The sequence below is a fragment of the Stenotrophomonas sp. 17(2023) genome, from assembly GCF_030345315.1.
In the GTDB taxonomy this organism is placed as follows: Bacteria; Pseudomonadota; Gammaproteobacteria; order Xanthomonadales; family Xanthomonadaceae; genus Stenotrophomonas; species Stenotrophomonas acidaminiphila.
This window is the reverse complement of the sequence record NZ_CP128405.1, coordinates 2,119,481-2,141,045: the sequence shown is the minus strand read 5'-3', so window position 1 is coordinate 2,141,045 and position 21,565 is coordinate 2,119,481. Positions and strand designations below refer to the sequence as shown.

Sequence of the window (21,565 nt, the reverse complement as noted above, 5' to 3'; positions counted from 1 at the left end):
GGGCAGCGGAAAGCAGACGTCATCGAGGAAGGCAACGTGGCCGCAAAGCCGAAGAAGTCCACCGTAGACAAGCCGCCGGCCAGGGCCGCCGACGCGGCGGCCGCTCCGCCGGCGCTGGCCGACGTGCGCGCCAAGATCGACCAGATCGACCGCAGCATCCAGTCGCTGATCGCCGAGCGCGCGCGCTTCGCCCACCAGGTCGGCAAGGCCAAGGGCAAGCTCGCCGCCGCCGTCGATTACTACCGCCCCGAGCGCGAGGCGCAGGTGCTGCGCATGGTGGTCGACCGCAACGAAGGACCGCTGTCGGACGAACTGCTGGTGCACGTTTTCCGCGAGATCATGTCGGCCTGCCTGGCGCAGCAGGAACCGCTGAAGATCGGCTACCTCGGCCCCGAAGGCACCTTCAGCCAGCAGGCCGTGCTCAAGCATTTCGGACGTTCGGCACTGGGCCTGCCGCTGGCCAGCATCGAGGAAGTGTTCCAGGAAGTGGAAGCGGGCAACGCCGACTTCGGCGTGGTGCCGGTGGAGAACTCGGGGCAGGGCACGATCCAGATCACCCTGGACATGTTCCTGACCTCCTCGCTCAAGATCTGCGGCGAAGTGGAGCTGCGCGTGCAGCAGTTCCTGATGTCGCGCAACGGCCGGCTGGAGGACATCGAGCGGGTCTACGCGCACCCGCAGTCGTTCATGCAGACCTCGGCATGGCTGCGCGCCAACCTGCCCAAGGCCGAGAAGGTGCCGGTGTCGAGCAACGCCGAAGGCGCGCGCCGGGCGCGCAACGCCGACGACGCGGCGGCCATCGGCGGCGAGAGTGCCGGCCACGTGTACGGGCTGAAGAAAGTGGTGACCAAGCCGATCCAGAACGACGCGGACAACACCACGCGCTTCCTGGTGATCGGCCGCCAGTTCTTTCCCTCCTCGGGCCACGACCGCACCTCGGTGCTGGTGTTCATCCACGACAAGCCCGGCGCCCTGTTCGACGTGCTCAGCCCGTTCGCGCGGCACGGCATCAGCATGAACCGCATCGAATCGCGCCCTTCGCACCAGGCCAAGTGGGAGTACGCGTTCTTCATCGACCTGGCCGGGCATATCGAGGACGCCTCGATGCAGGCGGCGCTGGCCGAGCTCGAGGCCCATTCGGCGCAGATCAAGGTGCTCGGCTCCTACCCGGTCGCCGTGCCCTGATCTGAAGCCGCTTTCTTCCCGGCGCGGCGGGGGTCGGCGAACATCTTCCGGTCCGCCACCGCGCGCACGGCATCGCGCCGGCGCATGGCGCGGCGGACGCGCACGGGCCTGATCCGCCCTGCATGGCAATCGAACAACCAGAGAGACCCGCATGACCTCCCAGCCCCACTGGATCGCAAGCAAAGGCCAGCCCCTGCAGGGCGCGCTCGACATCCCCGGCGACAAGTCGGTTTCGCACCGGGCGGTGATGTTCGCCGCGCTGGCGGACGGCGTGTCGCGCATCGACGGTTTCCTCGAGGGCGAGGACACCCGCGCCACCGCCGCGATCTTCGCCCGCATGGGCGTGCGTTTCGAAACCCCGTCGCCGTCCACGCGCATCGTCCACGGTGTCGGTGTCGATGGCCTGAAGGCACCCGACGGCGAACTGGACTGCGGCAATGCCGGCACCGGCATGCGCCTGCTGGCCGGGTTGCTGGCCGCACAGCCGTTCGACAGCGTGCTGGTCGGCGACGCGTCGCTGTCGCGGCGGCCGATGCGCCGCGTCACCGGCCCGCTGGCGCAGATGGGCGCCCGCATCGACACCCGCGACGACGGCACGCCGCCGCTGCGCATCCATGGCGGCCAGCCGCTGCACGGCATCGACTATGCATTGCCGGTGGCCAGCGCGCAGGTGAAGTCGGCGGTGCTGCTGGCCGGCCTGTACGCCAGTGGCGAGACTTCGGTGGTCGAACCGCATCCGACCCGCGACTACACCGAGCGCATGCTGCGCGCCTTCGGCGTGGAGATCGAGTTCGAGCCCGGCAGGGCGCGCCTGCGCGGTGGCCAGCGGTTGCGCGCCACCGACATCGCGGTGCCGGCGGATTTCTCCTCGGCCGCGTTCTTCATCGTGGCCGCCAGCGTCATTCCCGGCTCGCAGGTGCGGCTGCGCTCGGTGGGCCTGAATCCGCGCCGTACCGGCCTGCTGGCCGCGCTGCGGCTGATGGGCGCGGACATCGTGGAGGAGAACCCCGCCGAACACGGGGGCGAGCCGGTGGCCGACCTGGTCGTGCGCCACGCGCCGCTCAGGGGAGCCCGGATTCCCGAGGAACTGGTGCCGGACATGATCGACGAGTTCCCCGCGCTGTTCATCGCCGCGGCCGCGGCCGACGGCCCGACCGTGGTGCGTGGTGCGGCCGAGCTGCGGGTGAAGGAATCGGACCGCCTGGCGGCGATGGCCACCGGCCTGCGCACGCTGGGCCTGCGCATCGACGAGACCGACGACGGCGCCACCATCCATCCCGGTGCGCTGGGCAGCGGCACCATCGAGAGCCATGGCGACCACCGCATCGCCATGGCCTTCTCCATCGCCGGCCAGCTGAGCAGCGGGGAGGTACGGATCAACGATGTCGCCAACGTCGCCACCTCGTTCCCGGGCTACGACCGGCTGGCGCGCGGCGCCGGCTTCGCGTTGACGGCCGGCTGAGCGCTGCAGACCGCAGAATGGGCCGGCCGCGGGATGCGGCCGGCCCGTCGTCATTGCAGCGGCCTGCGGTCAGCGGCCTGTGCGGAAATCCACCGGCACCCGGACCACGGTCGCCACCGCGCGGCCGTCGCGCAGTGCCGGCTCGAAGCGCCAGCCACGCAGCGTGTCCAACACGGCGCGATCAAGGTCGCGGCTGCGCTGGCCGTCATGCGACACGATGCTGGCATCGGTGACCTTGCCCTGCGCGTCGACCTGCAGGCTGGCCACGACGCTGCCCTCGATCCCGGCGCGGAGCGCGGCCGGCGGATAGGCCGGGGCGGGATTGCCCGCCAGCGGCCGCGCCTGGCGGTCGCGCACCACGGCTGGCTTGCGCTGGAGCGGGGCGGGCGCCGTTTCCGGTGTTGCCACCTCCGTCGCGGGCGAAACCGCGGTGGGCGTGGCCGGGGCGCTGGCCGGCAGCGCCGGTGCCGGCGCGTCATGGCGCCGGATCAGGGTGAACACGCCGAGCAGGATCGCCAGCAGCAGTCCCATCCACAACACGGGCGAGACGGCATGGTTGCGCGATTGTCCGCTGTGTGCGGCGGCATCCAGTTCATGGGCATGGGTGGCACTCATCGTCGGCTCCTTATGCGTCCAGTGACGCCTGGAGTCTGGCCCGATGCGCATGGCGCTGGTGTAAGCAGGACGTCAATGCAGCGCCGCCGGGTCCGCCGCAGTTCAGCGTGCGGCGTACGTACGGTTCAGCTTACTGGGCGGGCTGGAAGTCGATCGGGATTTCCAGGCTGCCGGCCATCGGCTGGCCATTGCTCTGCGCCGGCTGGAAGCGCCAGCCGCGCACGGCTTCCAGTGCCGCGCGGTCGAGGTCGCGCGAGCCGCTGCGCTGGATGATGCGGGCGTCCAGCGGCATGCCGCTGGCGTCGACGTCGACGCGCACCACGACGGTGCCGCTTTCGCCGCGCCGCAGCGCGGCCGGTGGATAGGACGGTGGCGGGCTCTGGCCCGGCAACGGCACCGGCCGGTCGCTCGGCGCGGCGGCGGCCGGCGGTGCGGCCGGATTGGCCGGGGCCGCGGCCACCGGCGCTTCGGGCAATGGCTGCGGCGCTGCGGGTGCGGTCTCCAGCACCTGCGGCGCTTCGTCGGCAACCGCTTCCGGGCGTGCATCGGGCATGTCGCTGGCGCCGGTTGCGGCCGGCAACGGCTCGGGCAGCGGCATGGCCTGGCTTGCCTGGACCTGCGGCTGTGCCGGGTCGGCCCGGTAGAAATCGTTGTGCCGGCGCGCGTTCAACCACACCACCACGAACAGCAGCAGCCCGCCACAGAAGGCGATGCCGGCGATCTTCAGGGCGTTGCGGGGCAACTGGAAGGTGATGGTCTGGTCGGAACGGGAGGCGGGCATGGGCGGCGCGGGCAGGGGCGTGGCCGGAAGGAACGCCCGGATTCTGGCACAGGAACATGCTGGCGCGCGGCAGAGTGGCGCGGTTCGGGCGATAATCGCGTTCCGTATCCGTTTACAGTGCCGCCCCATGCTCGATCCCGCCCTTCTCCGACAGCAGCCCGCCGAACTGGCGCAACGCCTGCGCGACACGCGCGGCTTCGAACTCGACGTGGCCGCGATCGAGTCCCTGGAGGCCGACCGCAAGCGCATCCAGGTGCGCACCCAGGAACTGCAGAACCTGCGCAACAGCCGCTCCAAGGCGATCGGCCAGGCCAAGGCCAGGGGCGAGGACGTGTCGGCGATCATGGCCGAGGTGGCCGCCTTCGCCGATGAGCTGAAGGCATCGGAAGTCCAGCTGGACGAGCTGCGCGCGCGGATCGAGGCGATCTCGATGGGCATCCCGAACCTTCCGGCCGATGACGTGCCGGCCGGTGCCGACGAGAACGAAAACGTCGAGCAGTCGCGCTGGGGTACGCCGCGCACGTTCGACTTCGCGGTGCTCGACCACGTCGAACTGGGCGCCCGCAACAAGTGGCTCGACGGCGAGACCGCGGCCAAGCTGTCCGGTTCGCGCTTCACCGTGCTGCGCGGTCCGCTCGCGCGCCTGCACCGTGCGCTGGCCCAGTTCATGCTCGACCTGCACAGCGGCGCGCACGAGTACCAGGAAACCAACGTACCGGTGATCGTCAATGCCGACAGCCTGTACGGCACCGGTCAGCTGCCCAAGTTCGAGGAAGACATGTTCATCACCCAGCTGGGTGAGCAGAAGCGTTATCTGATCTCGACGTCGGAGATCTCGCTGACCAACATCGTGCGCGACGAGATCGTCGAGGCCGAGCGCCTGCCGCTGCGCATGACCGCGCACTCGCTGTGTTTCCGTTCCGAGGCCGGCAGCGGTGGCCGCGACGTGCGCGGCATGATCCGCCAGCACCAGTTCGAGAAGGTCGAACTGGTCTCGATCTGCCGCCCGGAAGAAAGCGATGCCGAGCACCAGCGCATGACCCGCTGCGCCGAAACCGTGCTGGAAAAGCTGGGCCTGCCGTACCGCAAGGTGCTGCTGTGCACCGGCGACATGGGCTTCTCGGCGGTGAAGACCTACGACCTGGAAGTCTGGTTGCCGTCGCAGCAGACCTACCGCGAGATTTCCTCGTGCTCCAACTGCGGCGACTTCCAGGCCCGGCGCATGCAGGCGCGCTGGCGCAACCCCGCCACCGGCAAGCCGGAGCTGGTGCACACGCTCAACGGCTCCGGCGTGGCCGTGGGCCGGGCGATGATCGCGGTCATGGAGAACTACCAGAACGCCGACGGCTCGATCACGGTTCCCGAGGCGCTGCGCCCGTACATGGGCGGCCTGGAGCGGATCGGCTGAGCCCGGCCGTCGTCTTCGTCCATCCCCGAGGCCCGCAGCGATGCGGGCCTCGGTGTTGTGGGGGCGCGGAAAAGAGGCGGCAGGTCGGTTCATACAGGACCGTTTGAGGTCTGATTTGTAAAATCAGGACAAAGGTGGTTGAATTTCACCATTCGTTCCAGTTGTGGGATCAATCCATGCAGGACCTCAACGACCTCTACTACTTCGCGATGGTGGTGGATCATGGCGGTTTCGCCGCCGCCGAGCGTGCGCTGGGCATTCCCAAATCGCGCCTGAGCCGGCGCATCAGCCAGCTGGAAACCGATCTGGGGGTGCGCCTGCTGCAGCGCTCGACGCGCCGCTTCGCGGTGACCGACGTGGGCATGAGCGTGCACCGCCATGCCCAGACCATGCTGGCCGAGGCGCAGGCCGCGCGCGAGGTGGTGGACCGGCTCAGTGCCGAGCCGCGCGGGCTGGTGCGCGCCAGCGTGCCGGTGTCGCTGGCGCAGATGCAGCTGCCCAAGCTGCTGCCGAAGTTCCTGGAGCAGTATCCGAAAGTGCGGTTGCAGCTGAACATCAGCAACCGCCGGGTGGACATCATCAACGAGGGCTACGACGTGGCGCTGCGGGTACGCTCGCGGCTGGACGACGATGGCAGCCTGGTGATGCGCAGCTTCGGCCAGGTGCAGGAACTGCTGGTGGCCAGCCCGAAGTACCTGGACCGCGCCGGCCGCCCGAAGACGCCCGAGGACCTTGCCCAGCACGTCACCCTGAGCATCAGCGAGGACGAGGCGCGGCAGCGCTGGGAACTGCACGGCCCGGGCGGCGTGGTCAGCCGCGTGGACCTGCAGCCGCGCGTGGCCGGTTTCGATTTCCCGCTGCTGCAGAGCATGGTCAAGGACGGCTTCGGCATCACCATGCTGCCGGAAACGGTCTGCGCCGAAGCGGTGCGCAGCGGCGAACTGGAAGTAGTGCTGCCGGACTGGTCGCTGCCGCAGGGCATCTGCCATGCGGTGTTCGCCTCGCGGCGCGGGCTGTTGCCCGCGGTGCGGGTGTTCATCGACTTCCTCGCCGAGCACCTGCCGCCACAGCTGGAAGCCTCGCGCCTGGACTGTGGCGGCGCCTGCGAGCGCGCCAAGGAGAAGATCCGCGCCTCGACCATGGGCGCGCTGGCGATCGAGGCCGGTTGAGCAAAAGCAATGGCAGCGTGCGAGAATGCGCGCCGCTGGCCGGTGCGCAGGCATCGGCGCCACAGACAAGGGCAGATGGCCGAGCGGTTTAAGGCACCGGTCTTGAAAACCGGCGAAGGGTCAAACCTTCCGTGGGTTCGAATCCCACTCTGCCCGCCATTCCCGCGGTCCGGGCACGCAATGCCCGGTACCCGTTGCGGGACTCTTGCGGATTTCCGAATCATGCCGACACTGCGTCCATCGCGCCCGCAAGACGGCGCCCGGGTCATCGACATATGGCGCCGCGCCGTCGATGCCACGCACCACTTCCTGGCCGACGCCGACCGCCAGGCCCTCGACGCCGAGGTCAGCGCCCTGCTGCCGCAGGCGCCGCTGCTGCTGGCGGTGGATGCCGCCGACGTGCCGCTGGCCTTCATGTGGGTCGTGGACGGCCACATGGAGGCGTTGTTCGTCGATCCCCTGCATAACGGCCGCGGGCTGGGACGCCGGCTTGTGCAGCAGGCGCTGCGCGAATACCCAGGCCTGGGCACAGACGTCAATGCGCAGAATCCGTCGGCCATGGCGTTCTACACGCGGCTTGGCTTCGTCGAGACCGGGCGCTCGGCGCTTGATGGCCAGGGGCGGCCGTATCCGCTTGTGCACCTGCGCCATACCGGTGCGACGGCCATGCCGGAACAGGCGGCATGAGCGACCCCGTCGTCGTGGCCGATGCGCAGGCCGACGAGCGCTGGATGCGCCACGCGCTGGCGCTGGCCGAGCGCGCGCAGCGCGAGTTCGACGAGATTCCGGTGGGGGCTGTGCTGGTCGGTGCCGACGGGCAGTTGCTGGGCGAGGGCTGGAACCTCAACATCGCCCGCCACGACCCCAGCGCGCATGCCGAGATCGTGGCGATGCGCGAGGCCGGCGCGCGGCTCGGCAACCACCGCCTGGTCGGCTGCACGCTGTACGTGACGCTGGAGCCGTGCGCGATGTGCGCGATGGCGCTGGTGCACGCGCGGGTGGCGCGGGTGGTGTATGCCGCCACCGATCCGAAGACTGGTGCCTGCGGCAGCGTGTTCGACCTGCTGGGCGACCCGCGCCACAACCACCGCGTCGCGGTGGCCGGTGGCGTGCTGGCGCGCGAGGCAAGCCTGCGCCTGACCAACTATTTCCGCGCCAAGCGCGGCCGCCCGCTGCTGCCGGCCGACGGCGGCTGAGGCGTGGCCGGCGCGCACGCGGCGTGGTGAACCCGCGGCGTATCATGTGTGCCCGATACCACGGCCGGCAGCGTCGCCGCCGGCCCCCTGCACGAGGCGCCACATGACGGACAACAGCACAGGCAACGACCGGTTGATCTGGATCGATCTGGAAATGACCGGGCTGGACACGGACAACGATTCGATCATCGAGATCGCCACCGTGGTCACCGATGCCCAGCTCAACGTGCTGGCCGAAGGCCCCGAGTTCGCCATCGCCCACCCGCTGGCGACGCTGGAGGCGATGGACGAGTGGAACCGCAACCAGCACCGCCGTTCCGGCCTGTGGCAGCGCGTGCTCGACAGCGAGATCAGCCTTGGCCAGGCCGAGGCGCGGACCATCGCCTTCCTGCAGGACTGGATCAAGGCCGGCGCGTCGCCGATGTGCGGCAACTCCATCTGCCAGGACCGCCGCTTCCTGCACCGGCAGATGCCGCGCCTGGAGCGCTATTTCCATTACCGCAACCTGGACGTGTCCACGGTCAAGGAACTGGCCAGGCGCTGGGCACCGGCCATCGCCGCCGGCGTCGGCAAGACCTCCAGCCACACCGCGCTGAGCGATGTGCACGATTCGATCGCCGAACTGCGCCATTACCGCCAGTACATGGGCGCGCTGGCCGGCCTGCCGGGCGTGTCGGAACCGGCCTGAGCGATGGGCGAACTGGCGCCGACCCTGGCCGACAGCCCGCAGGACATGGCCGACCTGCGGCGCGCGGTGGCGCTGCTGGAGGCGCCGACGCTCAGCGCGCGCATGGCCAACCTGGTCGGCTCGCCGCTGGAGTTCGCCGTGCGCCGGCTGCCCGCGGGCGTTTCCAGGCGCATCCAGGGGGTTGCCGAGGCCGCCCTGCACAAGGCCGCGCAGGCCGCTTTCTGGAGCATGGACCGCACCCGGCCGGGCAAGCCGGCGTCGCCGCGCCTGCACAAGCTGGCGGCGGCCGCTTCCGGTGCGCTGGGCGGTGCCGGCGGGCTGCCGGCACTGGCGATCGAGCTGCCGCTGTCGACCACGATCATCATGCGCGCGGTGGCCGACATCGCCCGCAGCGAAGGCTTCGACCTGGATGACTTCGCTACCCGCCAGGCCTGCCTGGAGGTGTTCGCGCTGGGCGGCAATTCGGGCGGCGACGACGCCAGCGAAACCGGCTATTACCTGGCGCGCGGCTTCACCACCGAACTGATGCGGCACCTGTCGGCCGAGCTGGCCGGCACCACCCTCGGCGGCAGCCACGGCCTGCTGCTGGGGCTGGGGCCGAAGGAAGCCGGCAAATGGCTGGCACGGATCGTGGAAAAGGTCGCCGCCCGCTTCGGCGTGGTGGTATCGGAGAAGTTCGCCGCGCAGGCGGTACCGGTGCTCGGCGCGGTGGCCGGCGCCACCTTGAACACCCTGTTCACCGGCTACTACCAGGACATGGCGCGGGGCCATTTCATTGTCCGCCGGCTGGAGCGCAGGTACGGCTTCGAGACCGTGCGCCTGGCCTACGGGGCGGTCAGCGGGCGCATGAGCGCCTGAACGCCGCGCGGTGGTAGCGTGGCCTGCCGGACACATGGAGAGCCCGCGATGAGCATTTTCGACCTGCGCCTGGAGACCGCGCGGCTGCTGCTGCGGCCCCCCTGCGCGGAGGATTTCGCTGCGTTCGCCGCGTTCTGCGCCGACCCGCTGCCGATGCGGCACCTGGGGGGCGTGCAGGCGCCGTCGGTGGCGTGGCGCAGCCTGGCCACCCTCACCGGCAGCTGGCACCTGCTCGGCTATTCGATGTTCTCGGTGATCGAGAAGGACAGCGGGCGCTGGGTGGGCCGGGTCGGCCCCTGGCAGCCGCACGGCTGGCCAGGGCCGGAGGTGGGCTGGAGCATCGTGGCGGACCGGTGGGGGCACGGCTACGCGCCGGAGGCCGCGCGCGCGGCCATCGACTGGGCCTTCGACACGCTGGGCTGGGAGCGGGTGATCCACACCATAGCCCCGGACAACCACAATTCGCAGGCGGTTGCGCGCAAGTTGGGGTCGCAGGTGCTGCATGCCACGCGCCTGCCGCCACCGCACGAGGTCGATGTCGAGGTGTGGGGCCAGTCGCGCCAGGCGTGGCTGGCCCGTCGCTGAGGCATCGTTGCGGTTGTATCCATCCTGCCCGGTGCGGGCATCGCGCGTGCCGGGGCCGGCGCCGAATACGCGGCCCTGCGATCGGTGCCCACACCGCGCCGGTGCGCTCCGGGCGCGGTGGTGGATTTTGCTGCGGTCGCAGCTTTACCAAAGTGCCCCGATTCCGGTCATATGGCAGGATCGCCTGCCAGTCGGCAGTGTGGGGAATCGTGTCGTTGAGCAATCCAGGTGCTGCGTTGACGGTGTATGGCATGTCCACTTCGGGCAACTGCCACAAGGTCCGTTTGCTGCTGGCGCAGCTGGGCACGCGCTACCGCTGGGTCGAGGTGGACAGTGCCGCCGGCCAGACCCGCACCGAGGCCTTCCTGGCGCTCAATCCGAACGGCAAGGTGCCGCTGATCGAACGCGGCGACGGGCGCGTGCTCACCGAGTCCAATGCGATCCTGTTCTGGCTGGCCGAGGGCACGCCGTTCCTGCCGGCTGATGGCTGGCAGCGTGCGCAGGCGCTGTCGTGGATGTTCTTCGAGCAGTACAGCCATGAGCCGTATATCGCGGTGGCGCGTTTCATCCGGGGCTGGACGCCGCCGGATTCGCCGCGGCGGCAGGAACTGCCACGGCTGCGCGAGCGCGGCCATGCGGCGCTGGCGGTGATGGAGCGGCACCTGGCCGACCATGCCTGGTTCACCGGGCCGGAGTACGGCATCGCCGACATCGCCCTGTTCGCCTATACCGCGGTCGCCGCCGACGGCGGCATCGAACTGTCTTCCTATCCGGCCATCGGCCGCTGGCTGCAGGCGCTGCGCGCCCGGCCCGGCTTCGTGGCCATGCCCGATCCATCCCCGGAGGTGCTGCGCAACTTCGCCGCGTCACCCTGATCCTTCCTTTCCCAACCTGTCTGCACCGTGGAGTCCTGCCTGATGTTCGCCCGTGTACCCAACCCCATCCCGGCCCGCATGAAGGGCCTGAACCGTGCCGAGATCTGCGATACCAATTTCATCGAATTCGTGAAGGGGCTGGGGCAGGGGCCGGCCGGCGCGCCGCAGGAGGGGGCCCCGGTGCTCCCGGGCAGCGCGCTGGACGTGCGTGGGTTCCGCGAACTGTTCGAATCGCAGCTGGTAAGCCGCCATCTCGACCTGATGGCGCGCGTGCTGCGCGTGCAGAACAAGGTCTTCTACACCATCGGCTCGTCCGGGCATGAGGGCAATGCCATGGTGGCGCGCGCCACCCGGCATACCGATCCGGCGTTCCTGCACTACCGCTCCGGCGGATTCATGGCCGAGCGCTTCCGCAAGTTGCCGGGCATGGACCCGATCATGGACTCGGCGCTTAGCTTCGCCGCCAGCGCCGAGGACCCGGCCAGCGGCGGCCGCCACAAGGTGTGGGGCAGCAAGCCGTTGTGGGTGTTGCCGCAGACCTCGACCATCGCATCGCACCTGCCCAAGGCGCTGGGCACGGCCCTGGCGATCGAGGCCGGCAAGCGCCTCGGGGTGGAGTTGCCGGTGCCGGGCGACAGCATCGCCATCTGTTCCTTCGGCGACGCTTCGGCCAACCATGCCACCGCGCAGACCGCGTTCAACGCGGCCTCGTGGACGGCCTACCAGAAGCTGCCGGCACCGGTGCTGTACGTGTGCGAGGACAATGGCATCGGCATTTCGGTGAAGACCCCCGGTGGCTGGATCGCCGAGAGCTTCCGCAACCGCCCGGACCTGGATTATTTCTTCGCCGACGGCCTGGACCTGGCCGCCGGCTACGCCGACGTGCAGCGTGCGGTCGAGCATTGCCGGCGCACGCGGCGGCCGACCTTCCTGCACCTGCGCACCACCCGCATCATGGGCCACGCCGGTACCGACTTCGAGATCGAATGGCGCGCGCTGGAGGAACTGTGCGCGGTGGAGGCGGGCGATCCGCTGCTGCGCTCGGCGCAGATCGCGGTCGAGTCCGGGGCGATGAGCGTCGACGAGGTGCTGGCGCTGTACGAGCGCACCCGCGCGCGCTGCTTCGCCGCCGCCGAGGACGCCGACACGCGCCCGCGGCTGACCTCGCTCAAGGACGTGATGGCACCGCTGGCGCCGTATACCCCGGAGCGGGTGCGCGCCGAAGCCACCCGCGCCGACTACGCGCAGCGCCGCCTGCAGGTGTTCGGCAGCGAGGCGTCGTTGCCCGAGAACCTGCCGCCGCGCCACCTTGCCATCCAGATCAACCAGGGCCTGCACGACCTGTTCTGCAAGTACCCGGACACCCTGCTGTTCGGCGAGGACGTGGCGCAGAAGGGCGGCGTGTACACGGTGACCAAGGGCCTGCACAAGGCGTTCGGCCCGCGCCGCGTGTTCAATACCCTGCTCGACGAGACCATGATCCTGGGCATGGCCCAGGGGTTCGCCAACATGGGCATGCTGCCGGTGCCGGAGATCCAGTACCTGGCCTACCTGCACAACGCCATCGACCAGGTGCGCGGCGAAGCCTGCTCGCTGCAGTTCTTCTCCAACGACCAGTACCGCAACCCGATGCTGATCCGCATCGCCGGGCTGGGCTACCAGAAGGGCTTCGGCGGCCATTTCCACAACGACAACTCGATCACCGCCATCCGCGACATCCCGGGGCTGGTGGTCGGTTGCCCGTCGCGCGGCGACGACGCGGCGATGATGCTGCGCACGCTGGCGGCGCTGTCCAGGGTCGACGGACGCGTGTGCGTGTTCCTCGAGCCGATCGCGCTGTACATGACCAAGGACCTGTACGAGGCCGGCGACGGCCAGTGGCTGTTCCCGTACCCGGCGCCGGAGCAGGCGCTGGAGCTTGGCCAGGGCCGTGTCTACGGCGAGGGCAACGACGACCTGGTGGTGTTCACCTACGGCAACGGCGTGCCGATGGCCCTGCGCGCGGCCAGGGCCATCGAGGCGGCGCAGGGCTGGAAGGTGCGGGTGGTGGACCTGCGCTGGCTGGTGCCGCTCAACGCCGCCTATGTCGCCGAGCAGGCCCGCGGTGCCAGGCGGATCATCGTGCTGGACGAGGGCCGGCACAGCGCGGGCGTGGGCGAGGGCGTGATCACCGCGCTGGCCGAGGCCGGCTTCGGTGCCGTGCCGCTGCGCCGGGTCACCGGCGCCGATACCTACACGCCACTGGCCGGCGCGGCACTGCTGGTGCTTCCGGGCGACAATGACGTGGTGAGCGCCGCAGCCGAGCTGGCGCGTGGATAACGATCTGTATGTGCGGACTGGCGGGAATCCTGCAATCGCAGGCGCGATTGCAGGAAGCGGAGTTGACGGCCCTGGCCGGCGCGATGGGCGATGCGCTGGCCCATCGCGGTCCCGATGACCGCGGCGTCTGGGTCGATGCCGCCGCCGGGGTGGCGCTGGCGCACCGGCGGCTGAGCATCCTCGACCTGTCGCCGCTGGGCCACCAGCCGATGCGGTCCAGCGACGGCCGTTACTGGCTGGCCTACAACGGCGAGATCTACAACTTCGCCGCGCTGCGCGCCGAGCTGGAGCCGCTCGGCCACCGCTTCGGCGGCCACTCCGATACCGAGGTGCTGCTGGCCGCGGTCGTGCAGTGGGGGCTGGAGGCGACGCTGCGGCGTTGCAACGGCATGTTCGCCATCGCCCTGTGGGACCGCCGCGAGCAGCGCCTGTCGCTGGCCCGCGACCGGGTCGGCAAGAAGCCGCTGTACTACGGCTGGGCCGGCGACGCGCTGGTGTTCGGTTCCGAACTGAAGGCGCTGTGGCGGCACCCGGCCTTCGACAACGGCATCGACCGCGACGCGCTGACCCTGCTGCTGCGGCTGGATTACATCCCGGCACCGCACTGCATCCACGAGCGTGCGTTCAAGCTGATGCCGGGCCGGGTGCTGCACCTGGACGCGGCGGCGGTGGCGGCCGGTGCCGCCGCGCACCGGCCGGCGCAGGCGCAGGTGGCCTACTGGGACGCACGCGAGCGCATGGCTGCCTGCCTGGCCGCGCCGTTCGCCGGCAGCGAGGCCGAGGCGGCCGATGCGCTGGACGGGCAGCTGCGCCAGGCCGTGGCGCTGCGCATGGTGGCCGACGTGCCGGTGGGAGTGTTCCTGTCCGGCGGCACCGATTCGGCCCTCGTCGCGTCGCTAATGCAGGCGCAGAGCGCGGCCCCGGTGCACAGCTTCAGCATCGGCTTCGAGGACTCCGACCACGACGAGGCGCCGCTGGCCAGGGAGGTGGCCACCCACCTGGGCTGCGACCACACCGAGCTGTACGTCAGCGGCGCCGATGCGCTGGCGGTGGTCCCGGAGCTGCCGGCGATGTTCGACGAACCGTTCGCCGATGCCTCGCAGGTGCCGACCGCGCTGGTCGCGCGGCTGGCGCGGCGCGGGGTCACCGTGGCGCTGTCCGGCGATGGCGGCGACGAACTGTTCTTCGGCTACACCCGCTACCAGCGCGCGCTGCGCAACTGGTACGCACTGCAGCGCGTGCCGGCGCCGTTGCGGCGCTGGCTGGGACGCCATGCCCACGCGCAGGGCGAGGCATCGCGTGCCGGCGGCCTGGCCGCGCTGCTGGCCGAGGCCGGCGCCACCGGCATCGGCGATGTCTACCGCAACCGCATCTCGCGGTGGCGCGACCCCGCTGCGGTGGTGCGCGGGGCGCACGAGCCGGCCACGTTCTACAGCCTGCCCGATCCGCTGCAGGGGCGGGGCGGGGCGGCCGATGCGATGATGCTGGCCGACTTCACCACCTACCTGGCCGACGACCTGCTGTGCAAGGTCGACCGCACCAGCATGGCGGCCAGCCTGGAGGCGCGCGCGCCGCTGCTGGACTGGCAGGTGGCCGAGTTCGCCTGGTCGCTGCCGCTGGACATGAAGCTGCGCGACGGCATCACCAAGTACCTGCCCAAGCAGGTGCTGCGGCGCTACCTGCCCGACGCGATGGTGTTCCGCGGCAAGCGCGGCTTCGGCGCGCCGGTGACGCAGTGGCTGCGCGGCGACCTGCGCGACTGGGCCGGCGACCTGCTCGATCCGCGGCGGCTGCGCCAGGACGGGGTGTTCGAAGAGGCCGCGGTTTCGGCGCTGTGGCAGCGCTTCGGCCAGGGCGAGCGCAAGTGGCATACCCACCTGTGGAACGTGCTGATGTTCCAGGCCTGGCAGGCCCACTGGCAGGCGCAGCGGGCGCAGGTGCGCGCCGGCTGACGGCCCTGGGTGCCTTCACCGGCCGCGAAGGCGCGGCCGGCTAGGCTGGCGTTCCCTTTCCGGAGCGAGGTCGTCATGCAACCGTATCGCATCGCCGTACTTGTCGGCAGCCTGCGCAAGGAGTCCCACAACCGCCGCCTGGCGCTGGCCCTGGAAAGGCTGGCCGGCGAGCGCGCGCGGTTCGACTACCTGCGCATCGACGACATCCCGCTCTACAACCAGGACCACGACAGCGACTTCCCGGCGCAGGGCACGCGCCTGAAGAATGCGATCCGCCAGGCCGACGCGGTGCTGTTCGTCACCGCCGAGTACAACCGCTCCATTCCCGGCGTGCTCAAGAACGCCATCGACACCGCCTCGCGTCCCTACGGCGACGGCGCTTTCGACGGCAAGCCGGCGGCGGTGATCGGCACCTCGCCCGGCGCGGCCGGTACGGCGATGGCGCAGCAGCACCTGCGCAACGTGCTGGTGTTCGTGAACCTGTCGGTGATGGCCCAGCCCGAAGCCTTCCTGCAGTACAGGGACGGGCTGATCGAGGCCGACGGCAGCGTGACCAACGACGGTACCCGCCGCTTCCTGCAGGCCTATGTCGACCGCTTCCTGGACTGGGTCGGGACGCACGCGCCACGCTGAACGCCCCGGCGGGACGCGAACAGGCGATAATGCCGGCCCCGGTAGCGGCAAGCGGCCGGGGCTCCCGTGCCGGTGGCGCGGCGGCCCTTGAGAAGCGGGCCCGGCGGCCACATCCACGGGCTGCCGACAGCTTGTCCACGGACTTATCCCCACATTGCCGGCCTGCATCGGCCTACCATGGCCGGGTCGTTTCCCGCTGCACAAAGGTTTTCATGTCTGCCCGTCCTGGCTTCCGTTCCGACCGCAACGACCGCGCAGAGCGCGGCGAACAGCGCATCGACACCCTGCGCGTGCCCCCGCATTCGGTCGAGGCCGAACAGGCGGTGCTCGGTGGCCTGATGCTGGCGCCGGAGGCGTTCGACCGGGTCAACGAGGCATTGACCGAAAAGGACTTCTACCGCCGCGACCACCAGTTGATCTACCGCGCCATCCGCGAACTGTCCGAGCGCGACCGCCCGTTCGACGCGGTGACGCTGGGCGAGTGGTTCGAATCGCAGGGCAAGCTGGAGCAGGTCGGCGACGGCGCCTACCTGATCGAACTGGCCAGTACCACGCCGTCGGCGGCCAACATCGGTGCCTACGCCGAGATCGTGCGCGACAAGGCGGTGCTGCGGCAGCTGATCCAGGTGGGTACCGACATCGTCAACGACGGCTTCCAGCCCGAGGGCCGCGACAGCACCGAACTGCTGGCATCGGCGGAAAAATCGGTGTTCGCCATTGCCGAGCAGGGCGCGCGCGGACGCACCGACTTCGTCGCCATGCCCGGTGCCCTGAAGGATGCGTTCGAGGAACTGCGCAACCGTTTCGAGAACGGCGGCAACATCACCGGCCTGCCGACCGGTTACAACGAATTCGATGCGATGACCGCCGGCCTGCAGCCGACCGACCTGATCATCCTGGCCGCGCGCCCGGCGATGGGCAAGACCACCTTCGCCCTGAACATCGCCGAGTACGCGGCGATCAAGTCGAAGAAGGGGGTGGCGGTGTTCTCCATGGAAATGTCGGCCTCGCAGCTGGCCATGCGCCTGATTTCCTCCAACGGCCGCATCAATGCCACGCGCCTGCGCACCGGCCAGCTCGAGGACGAGGACTGGAGCCGCGTCACCAGCGCCATCCGCATGCTCAAGGAGACCAAGATCTTCATCGACGACACCCCGGGCGTGTCACCGGAAGTGCTTCGCTCCAAGTGCCGCCGGCTCAAGCGCGAGCACGACCTGGGGCTGGTGGTGATCGACTACCTGCAGCTGATGAGCGTGCCGGGCAACAGCGAGAACCGCGCCACCGAGATTTCCGAGATCAGCCGCTCGCTCAAGGGCCTGGCCAAGGAGCTGAACGTGCCGGTGATCGCCCTGTCCCAGCTCAACCGCTCGCTGGAAACGCGTACCGACAAGCGCCCGGTGATGGCCGACCTGCGCGAATCCGGCGCCATCGAGCAGGACGCTGACATGATCGTGTTCATCTACCGCGACGAGTACTACAACAAGGAAAACTCGCCGGACAAGGGCCTGGCCGAGATCATCATCGGCAAGCACCGCGGCGGCCCAACCGGCTCGTGCAAGCTGAAGTTCTTCGGCGAGTACACCCGCTTCGACAACCTCAGCCACGACAGCGTCGGCGCGTTCGAGTAACGCGCCGCGGCGGCGTCAGCCGTCGCTCCAGATGTCGCCGAAGGCACGGGCGAAGTTCGCGCCCAGCACCTTGTCCACCACGCGCGGCGCATGTCCGCGGCGGAGCAGGGCATCGGCCACCTGCAGCAGCTTGCGCGGGGTATTGGCGTCGGGCAGGTAGGGCGTGCGGTTCTCGCCCGGCGCGCCGGTACCGGCCAGCCTGCGCTCGCGCATCTGCCGGTCCATTTCGCGGATGTCCTCTTCATCCACGGGGAAGAACAGCGCGTCGCTGCCGATCCCGACGTGGTCTTCGCCGCATACGCGCAGCGCATGCTCCAGGTGCGCGATGTAATCGGCCAGCAGCGGCTGGCGGCTGTCCTCGGTGAGGAACGGCAGCATGTAGATGCCAACCACGCCACCCTTGTCGGCCATCGCCCGCAGCTCGGCGTCGCGCTTGTTGCGCGGATGGTCGAACACCGCGCTGCAGCCGGCATGGGTGATCAGCGGTGGCGCGCGGCTGGCGTCGATGCCTTCGCGGGTGGCCAGGGCGCTGGAGTGGCTCAGGTCCAGCGCCACGCCGCAGGCGTTCATGCGGGCGATGGCCTCGCGCCCGAGCGGGCTCAGCCCGCTGGGCGCAGCGTCCAGGCAGCCGCCGCCGAACGGCGATGCATGGTTGTAGGACAACTGCATGACGCGCACGCCGAGTCCGCGGAACAGGTCGATGCGCTCGACCTTGCCCTCGAGCATGGTGGCGGCCTCGAACGAGAAGATCAGCGCCACCTTGCCTTCGCGCTTGGCACGCGCCAGGTCGCCATGGCTTGTGACCTTCAGAAACATCGCCGGCTGCGACTCGACCAGTTGCTGCGCGCGGGCGATGTCGGCGACGGTTTCCTCGAATGAACCGGCCGCGCCGCCGAGGGTGGTCTTGATCACGCTGATGCCCGACTCGCGGATCTGGCGCAGGTGCAGGGCCTGGGCGTCGTCGTGCAACAGGGCACCGATCGACGCCAGCGCATTGGCATCCAGGACCAGGGCGCTGGCGTAAAGCGCCGTGCTGTCCGGGCCGGCGGCGAGGGGAGGCGCTGTGGCGGCCGTTGCAGCGGCTGCTGGCAAGGCCATCCCCGCCAGCAGGCCGCTCCCCCATCCCAGCACGCGGCGACGCGATGCATCGATACCCATCGAACTCCCTTCGTGGCGATGACAGACGGCGATGATGACCCACACGGACTGCCCTGCACAAACCCGGACCCCGCGCGTTGCATGGGCCGGGTCTCCTGCGTTGTCCAATGGATGCCGGTCCCGTCGCCATTGCTGACCGCTGTCGCTCCTCCCGCGCGCGGCACTGCCGCGCGGTCCAGGCGAACGCCCCGCGCGTTGCGCGGGGCCGGGCCTGCGTGTTTCAGCAGGCGATCACGCTGCCTTCTTCGCTGCCAGCTGGCGGAGTACGTACTGCAGCAGGCCGCCATTACGGAAGTACTCGACTTCCTTCGGGGTCAGCAGCAGCACATGCGCCTGGAAGGTGGCCGTGCGGCCGTCGGCATGGGTCGCGGTGACGGTGGCGCGCCTGGAGTGGCCGTCTTCCAGTCCGCTGATGTCGAACACCTCCGAGCCGTCCAGCCCCAGCGTCTGCGCGTTCTCTCCCGGCAGGAACTGCAGCGGCAGCACGCCCATGCCGACCAGGTTGGAGCGGTGGATGCGCTCGAAGCTCTCGGCGATCACCGCCTTGACCCCGAGCAGGTTGGTGCCCTTTGCCGCCCAGTCGCGCGAGGAGCCGGTGCCGTACTCCTTGCCGGCCACCACCACCAGCGGCGTGCCGGCGGCCTTGTACTTCATCGCGGCGTCGTAGATGGACATCTTTTCCGGCGGCTGCGCACCGAAGTACAGGGTGTTGCCGCCTTCCTCGCCACCGAACATCAGGTTCTTGATGCGGATGTTGGCGAAGGTGCCTCGTACCATCACGTCATCGTTGCCGCGGCGGCTGCCGTAGCTGTTGAAGTCGGCCGGCTGCACGCCGCGCGACTGCAGGAAGCGGCCCGCGGGCGAATCCTTCTTGATGTTGCCGGCCGGGGAGATGTGGTCGGTGGTGATCGAGTCCCCGAACAGGCCGAGCACGCGCGCGCCGTGGATGTCGGCGATGCGGCCCACGGCCATGGTCATGCCGTCGAAATACGGCGGGTTCTTGATGTAGGTCGACTCGGCGTTCCAGCGGTAGGCCTGGCCTTCCGGCGACTCGATCTGCGCCCAGCGGCTGTCGCCCTTGAACACGTCGGCATAGTTCTGCTTGAACATCTCCGGGCCGACGGTGGCGGCGATGACGTCGCCGATCTCCTTGTTGCTCGGCCAGATGTCGCGCAGGTAGACGTCGTTGCCGTCGCGGTCCTTGCCCAGCGGTTCGCGGGTCAGGTCGATGTTGACCGTGCCGGCGATGGCGTAGGCCACCACCAGCGGCGGCGAGGCCAGGTAGTTGGCCTTGACCTCCGGGTGCACGCGGCCTTCGAAGTTGCGGTTGCCCGACAGCACCGAGGCCACCACCAGGTCGCCGGCGGCGATGCCGGCACTGACCTCGGTGGGCAGCGGGCCGGAGTTGCCGATGCAGGTGGTGCAGCCGTAGCCGACCACGTAGAAGCCGAGCTTTTCCAGCTCCTTCAGCACGCCGGCCTTTTCCAGGTAGTCGGTGACCACCCGCGAGCCCGGCCCCAGCGAGGTCTTGACCCAGGGCTGGCGGGTCAGGCCGCGTGCGGCGGCGTTGCGCGCCAGCAGGCCGGCGCCGATCATCACCGCCGGGTTGGAAGTGTTGGTGCACGAGGTGATGGCCGCGATCACCACCGCGCCGTCCTTCAGCCGCACCTTGCGGCCGTCGATCTCGACGTCGGCATGGCCCTTGGCCAACTGCTCGTTGCCCACCGCGGCGCCGCCGCCCTCGTTGATGAAGTCGGCCACCTCGCCGTTGCGCCGGTCGCGGTTGGCGGTCAACCCACCCAGCGCGTCGGCGAAGTTGCCGCGCACGTCCTGCAGCAGCACGCGGTCCTGCGGGCGCTTGGGCCCGGCCAGCGACGGCTGCACCGTGGACATGTCCAGTTCCAGCGTGGCGCTGTAATGCGCGTGCGGCGACCCGGGCGTGTGCCACAGGCCCTGAGCCCTGGCATAGGCTTCCACCAGGGCGATCTGCGCCTCGCTGCGCCCGGACAGGCGCAGGTAGTTCAGCGACTCGACATCAATCGGGAAGATGCCGCAGGTGGCGCCGTACTCCGGGGCCATGTTGGCGATGGTGGCGCGGTCGGCCAGCGGCAGGTGCTGCAGGCCATCGCCGTAGAACTCGACGAACTTGCCGACCACGCCCAGCCTGCGCAGCATCTGGGTGACGGTCAGCACCAGATCGGTGGCGGTGGCGCCCTCGGGCAGGCGGCCGCTGAGCTTGAAGCCGACCACCTGCGGGATCAGCATCGAGGAGGGCTGGCCGAGCATGGCCGCCTCGGCCTCGATGCCGCCCACGCCCCAGCCGAGCACGCCGATGCCGTTGATCATGGTGGTGTGCGAGTCGGTGCCGAACACGGTGTCCGGGAAGGCCCAGCGGGTGCCGTCGACCTCGCGCTCCATCACCACCCGGGCCAGGTTCTCCAGGTTCACCTGGTGCACGATGCCGGTATTGGGTGGCACCACCTTGAAGTTCTCGAACGCCTTCTGGCCCCAGCGCAGGAAGCTGTAGCGCTCGCGGTTGCGCTCGAACTCGATGCGGCCGTTGAGGTCCAGCGCGTCGGCGCGGCCGAACACGTCCACCTGCACCGAGTGGTCGATCACCAGTTCCGAGGGGATCAGCGGATTGATCTGCTCGGCGCGCCCACCCAGCCGGGTGACCGCGTCGCGCATCGCCGCCAGGTCCACCACGCAGGGCACGCCGGTGAAATCCTGCAGCACCACCCGTGCCGGCATGAAGGCGATCTCGGTGTCCGGTTCGGCCTTCGGGTCCCAGGTGGCCACGGCCTCGATGTGCTCCGGGCCGACCGTCTGCCCCCCATCCTCGTGGCGGAGCAGGTTCTCCAGCAGGATCTTCATCGAGTAGGGCAGGTGCGAGATGTCGAAGCGCTCGCCCAGCCGGGACAGGCTGCAGTACGTGTAGGTCTGGTCGCCGACGGTGAGTTGGCTGCGGGTGGAGAACGAATCGCTCATGGCTGACTCCTGTGTTGCGGATGGCGTGCGGCGGCGCGCGGGGCGCCTGCTGGCTGGGGGCGAAC

18 protein-coding genes and 1 tRNA gene are annotated in these 21,565 nt (G+C 69.8%); 15 read left to right on the top strand and 4 right to left on the bottom strand.

From position 1 onward, the window contains the following. The first annotated feature begins 36 nt into the window (after window positions 1-36). Both pheA and aroA read left to right on the top strand, forming a co-directional pair. A complete protein-coding gene (gene pheA, locus QQA12_RS09655) occupies window positions 37-1,185 on the top strand; it encodes a prephenate dehydratase (RefSeq protein WP_054666395.1) in 1,149 nt (382 codons plus the stop codon). Window positions 1,186-1,336: 151 nt separating this feature from the next. After that, window positions 1,337-2,647 (top strand): 3-phosphoshikimate 1-carboxyvinyltransferase, encoded by a 1,311-nt coding sequence (aroA, locus tag QQA12_RS09650; protein WP_226049175.1) that lies wholly within the window; start codon window positions 1,337-1,339, stop codon window positions 2,645-2,647. Between the two features lie 69 nt (window positions 2,648-2,716). Here the strand turns inward: aroA and QQA12_RS09645 are convergent, their stop codons facing one another. Next, window positions 2,717-3,262, bottom strand: a complete 546-nt coding sequence (locus QQA12_RS09645; RefSeq protein ID WP_226049174.1) for an energy transducer TonB — start codon at window positions 3,260-3,262, stop codon at window positions 2,717-2,719. A gap of 130 nt (window positions 3,263-3,392) precedes the next feature. Continuing rightward, window positions 3,393-4,043, bottom strand: coding sequence for an energy transducer TonB (locus tag QQA12_RS09640; RefSeq protein WP_233324831.1), 651 nt, complete (start codon window positions 4,041-4,043; stop codon window positions 3,393-3,395). Between the two features lie 127 nt (window positions 4,044-4,170). Here QQA12_RS09640 and serS point away from each other — a divergent pair, with 127 nt between their 5' ends. The 13 genes from serS (at window position 4,171) to QQA12_RS09575 (ending at window position 17,354) form a co-directional block, all read left to right on the top strand. Then, window positions 4,171-5,451 (top strand): serine--tRNA ligase, encoded by a 1,281-nt coding sequence (gene serS / locus QQA12_RS09635; RefSeq protein WP_226049172.1) that lies wholly within the window; start codon window positions 4,171-4,173, stop codon window positions 5,449-5,451. Between the two features lie 161 nt (window positions 5,452-5,612). Continuing rightward, window positions 5,613-6,620, top strand: coding sequence for a LysR family transcriptional regulator (locus tag QQA12_RS09630; RefSeq protein WP_152985014.1), 1,008 nt, complete (start codon window positions 5,613-5,615; stop codon window positions 6,618-6,620). 69 nt (window positions 6,621-6,689) lie between these two features. Further along, window positions 6,690-6,779: transfer RNA gene (locus QQA12_RS09625), tRNA-Ser, on the top strand. A gap of 63 nt (window positions 6,780-6,842) precedes the next feature. Then, a complete protein-coding gene (locus tag QQA12_RS09620; protein WP_226049171.1) occupies window positions 6,843-7,307 on the top strand; it encodes an acetyltransferase in 465 nt (154 codons plus the stop codon). Continuing rightward, window positions 7,304-7,816, top strand: coding sequence for a tRNA adenosine(34) deaminase TadA (gene tadA / locus QQA12_RS09615; protein WP_054666380.1), 513 nt, complete (start codon window positions 7,304-7,306; stop codon window positions 7,814-7,816). Before QQA12_RS09620 ends, tadA begins: the two co-directional genes overlap by 4 nt. Window positions 7,817-7,919: 103 nt before the next feature. Beyond that, the gene (orn, locus tag QQA12_RS09610) at window positions 7,920-8,504 is read left to right on the top strand and encodes an oligoribonuclease (RefSeq protein WP_054666378.1); all 585 of its coding nucleotides are present in this window, start codon (window positions 7,920-7,922) and stop codon (window positions 8,502-8,504) included. 3 nt (window positions 8,505-8,507) lie between these two features. Continuing rightward, window positions 8,508-9,362, top strand: a complete 855-nt coding sequence (locus tag QQA12_RS09605) for an EcsC family protein (RefSeq protein ID WP_054666375.1) — start codon at window positions 8,508-8,510, stop codon at window positions 9,360-9,362. A gap of 48 nt (window positions 9,363-9,410) precedes the next feature. Next, window positions 9,411-9,947: a GNAT family N-acetyltransferase gene (locus QQA12_RS09600; RefSeq protein ID WP_054666373.1), complete on the top strand. Its 537-nt coding sequence runs from the start codon at window positions 9,411-9,413 to the stop codon at window positions 9,945-9,947. A gap of 251 nt (window positions 9,948-10,198) precedes the next feature. Then, window positions 10,199-10,822: a glutathione S-transferase family protein gene (locus QQA12_RS09595; RefSeq protein WP_233324830.1), complete on the top strand. Its 624-nt coding sequence runs from the start codon at window positions 10,199-10,201 to the stop codon at window positions 10,820-10,822. 42 nt (window positions 10,823-10,864) lie between these two features. Then, window positions 10,865-13,141 carry a thiamine pyrophosphate-dependent enzyme gene (locus QQA12_RS09590; protein ID WP_226049169.1) on the top strand — a complete coding sequence of 759 codons (2,277 nt, stop codon included), beginning with the start codon at window positions 10,865-10,867 and terminating at the stop codon, window positions 13,139-13,141. 8 nt (window positions 13,142-13,149) lie between these two features. After that, the gene (asnB, locus tag QQA12_RS09585; protein ID WP_226049168.1) at window positions 13,150-15,093 is read left to right on the top strand and encodes an asparagine synthase (glutamine-hydrolyzing); all 1,944 of its coding nucleotides are present in this window, start codon (window positions 13,150-13,152) and stop codon (window positions 15,091-15,093) included. Between the two features lie 75 nt (window positions 15,094-15,168). Beyond that, a complete protein-coding gene (locus tag QQA12_RS09580; protein WP_226049167.1) occupies window positions 15,169-15,726 on the top strand; it encodes an NADPH-dependent FMN reductase in 558 nt (185 codons plus the stop codon). A 212-nt stretch (window positions 15,727-15,938) separates the two neighbouring features. Next, complete coding sequence (locus QQA12_RS09575) at window positions 15,939-17,354, top strand: replicative DNA helicase (protein WP_054666361.1); 1,416 nt, start codon at window positions 15,939-15,941, stop codon at window positions 17,352-17,354. Window positions 17,355-17,369: 15 nt separating this feature from the next. Here QQA12_RS09575 and QQA12_RS09570 read toward each other — a convergent pair whose 3' ends face one another. After that, window positions 17,370-18,512: a membrane dipeptidase gene (locus tag QQA12_RS09570; protein ID WP_226049166.1), complete on the bottom strand. Its 1,143-nt coding sequence runs from the start codon at window positions 18,510-18,512 to the stop codon at window positions 17,370-17,372. A 231-nt stretch (window positions 18,513-18,743) separates the two neighbouring features. Beyond that, window positions 18,744-21,500, bottom strand: a complete 2,757-nt coding sequence (acnA, locus tag QQA12_RS09565) for an aconitate hydratase AcnA (RefSeq protein WP_226049165.1) — start codon at window positions 21,498-21,500, stop codon at window positions 18,744-18,746. Between the last annotated feature and the right edge of the window lie 65 nt (window positions 21,501-21,565).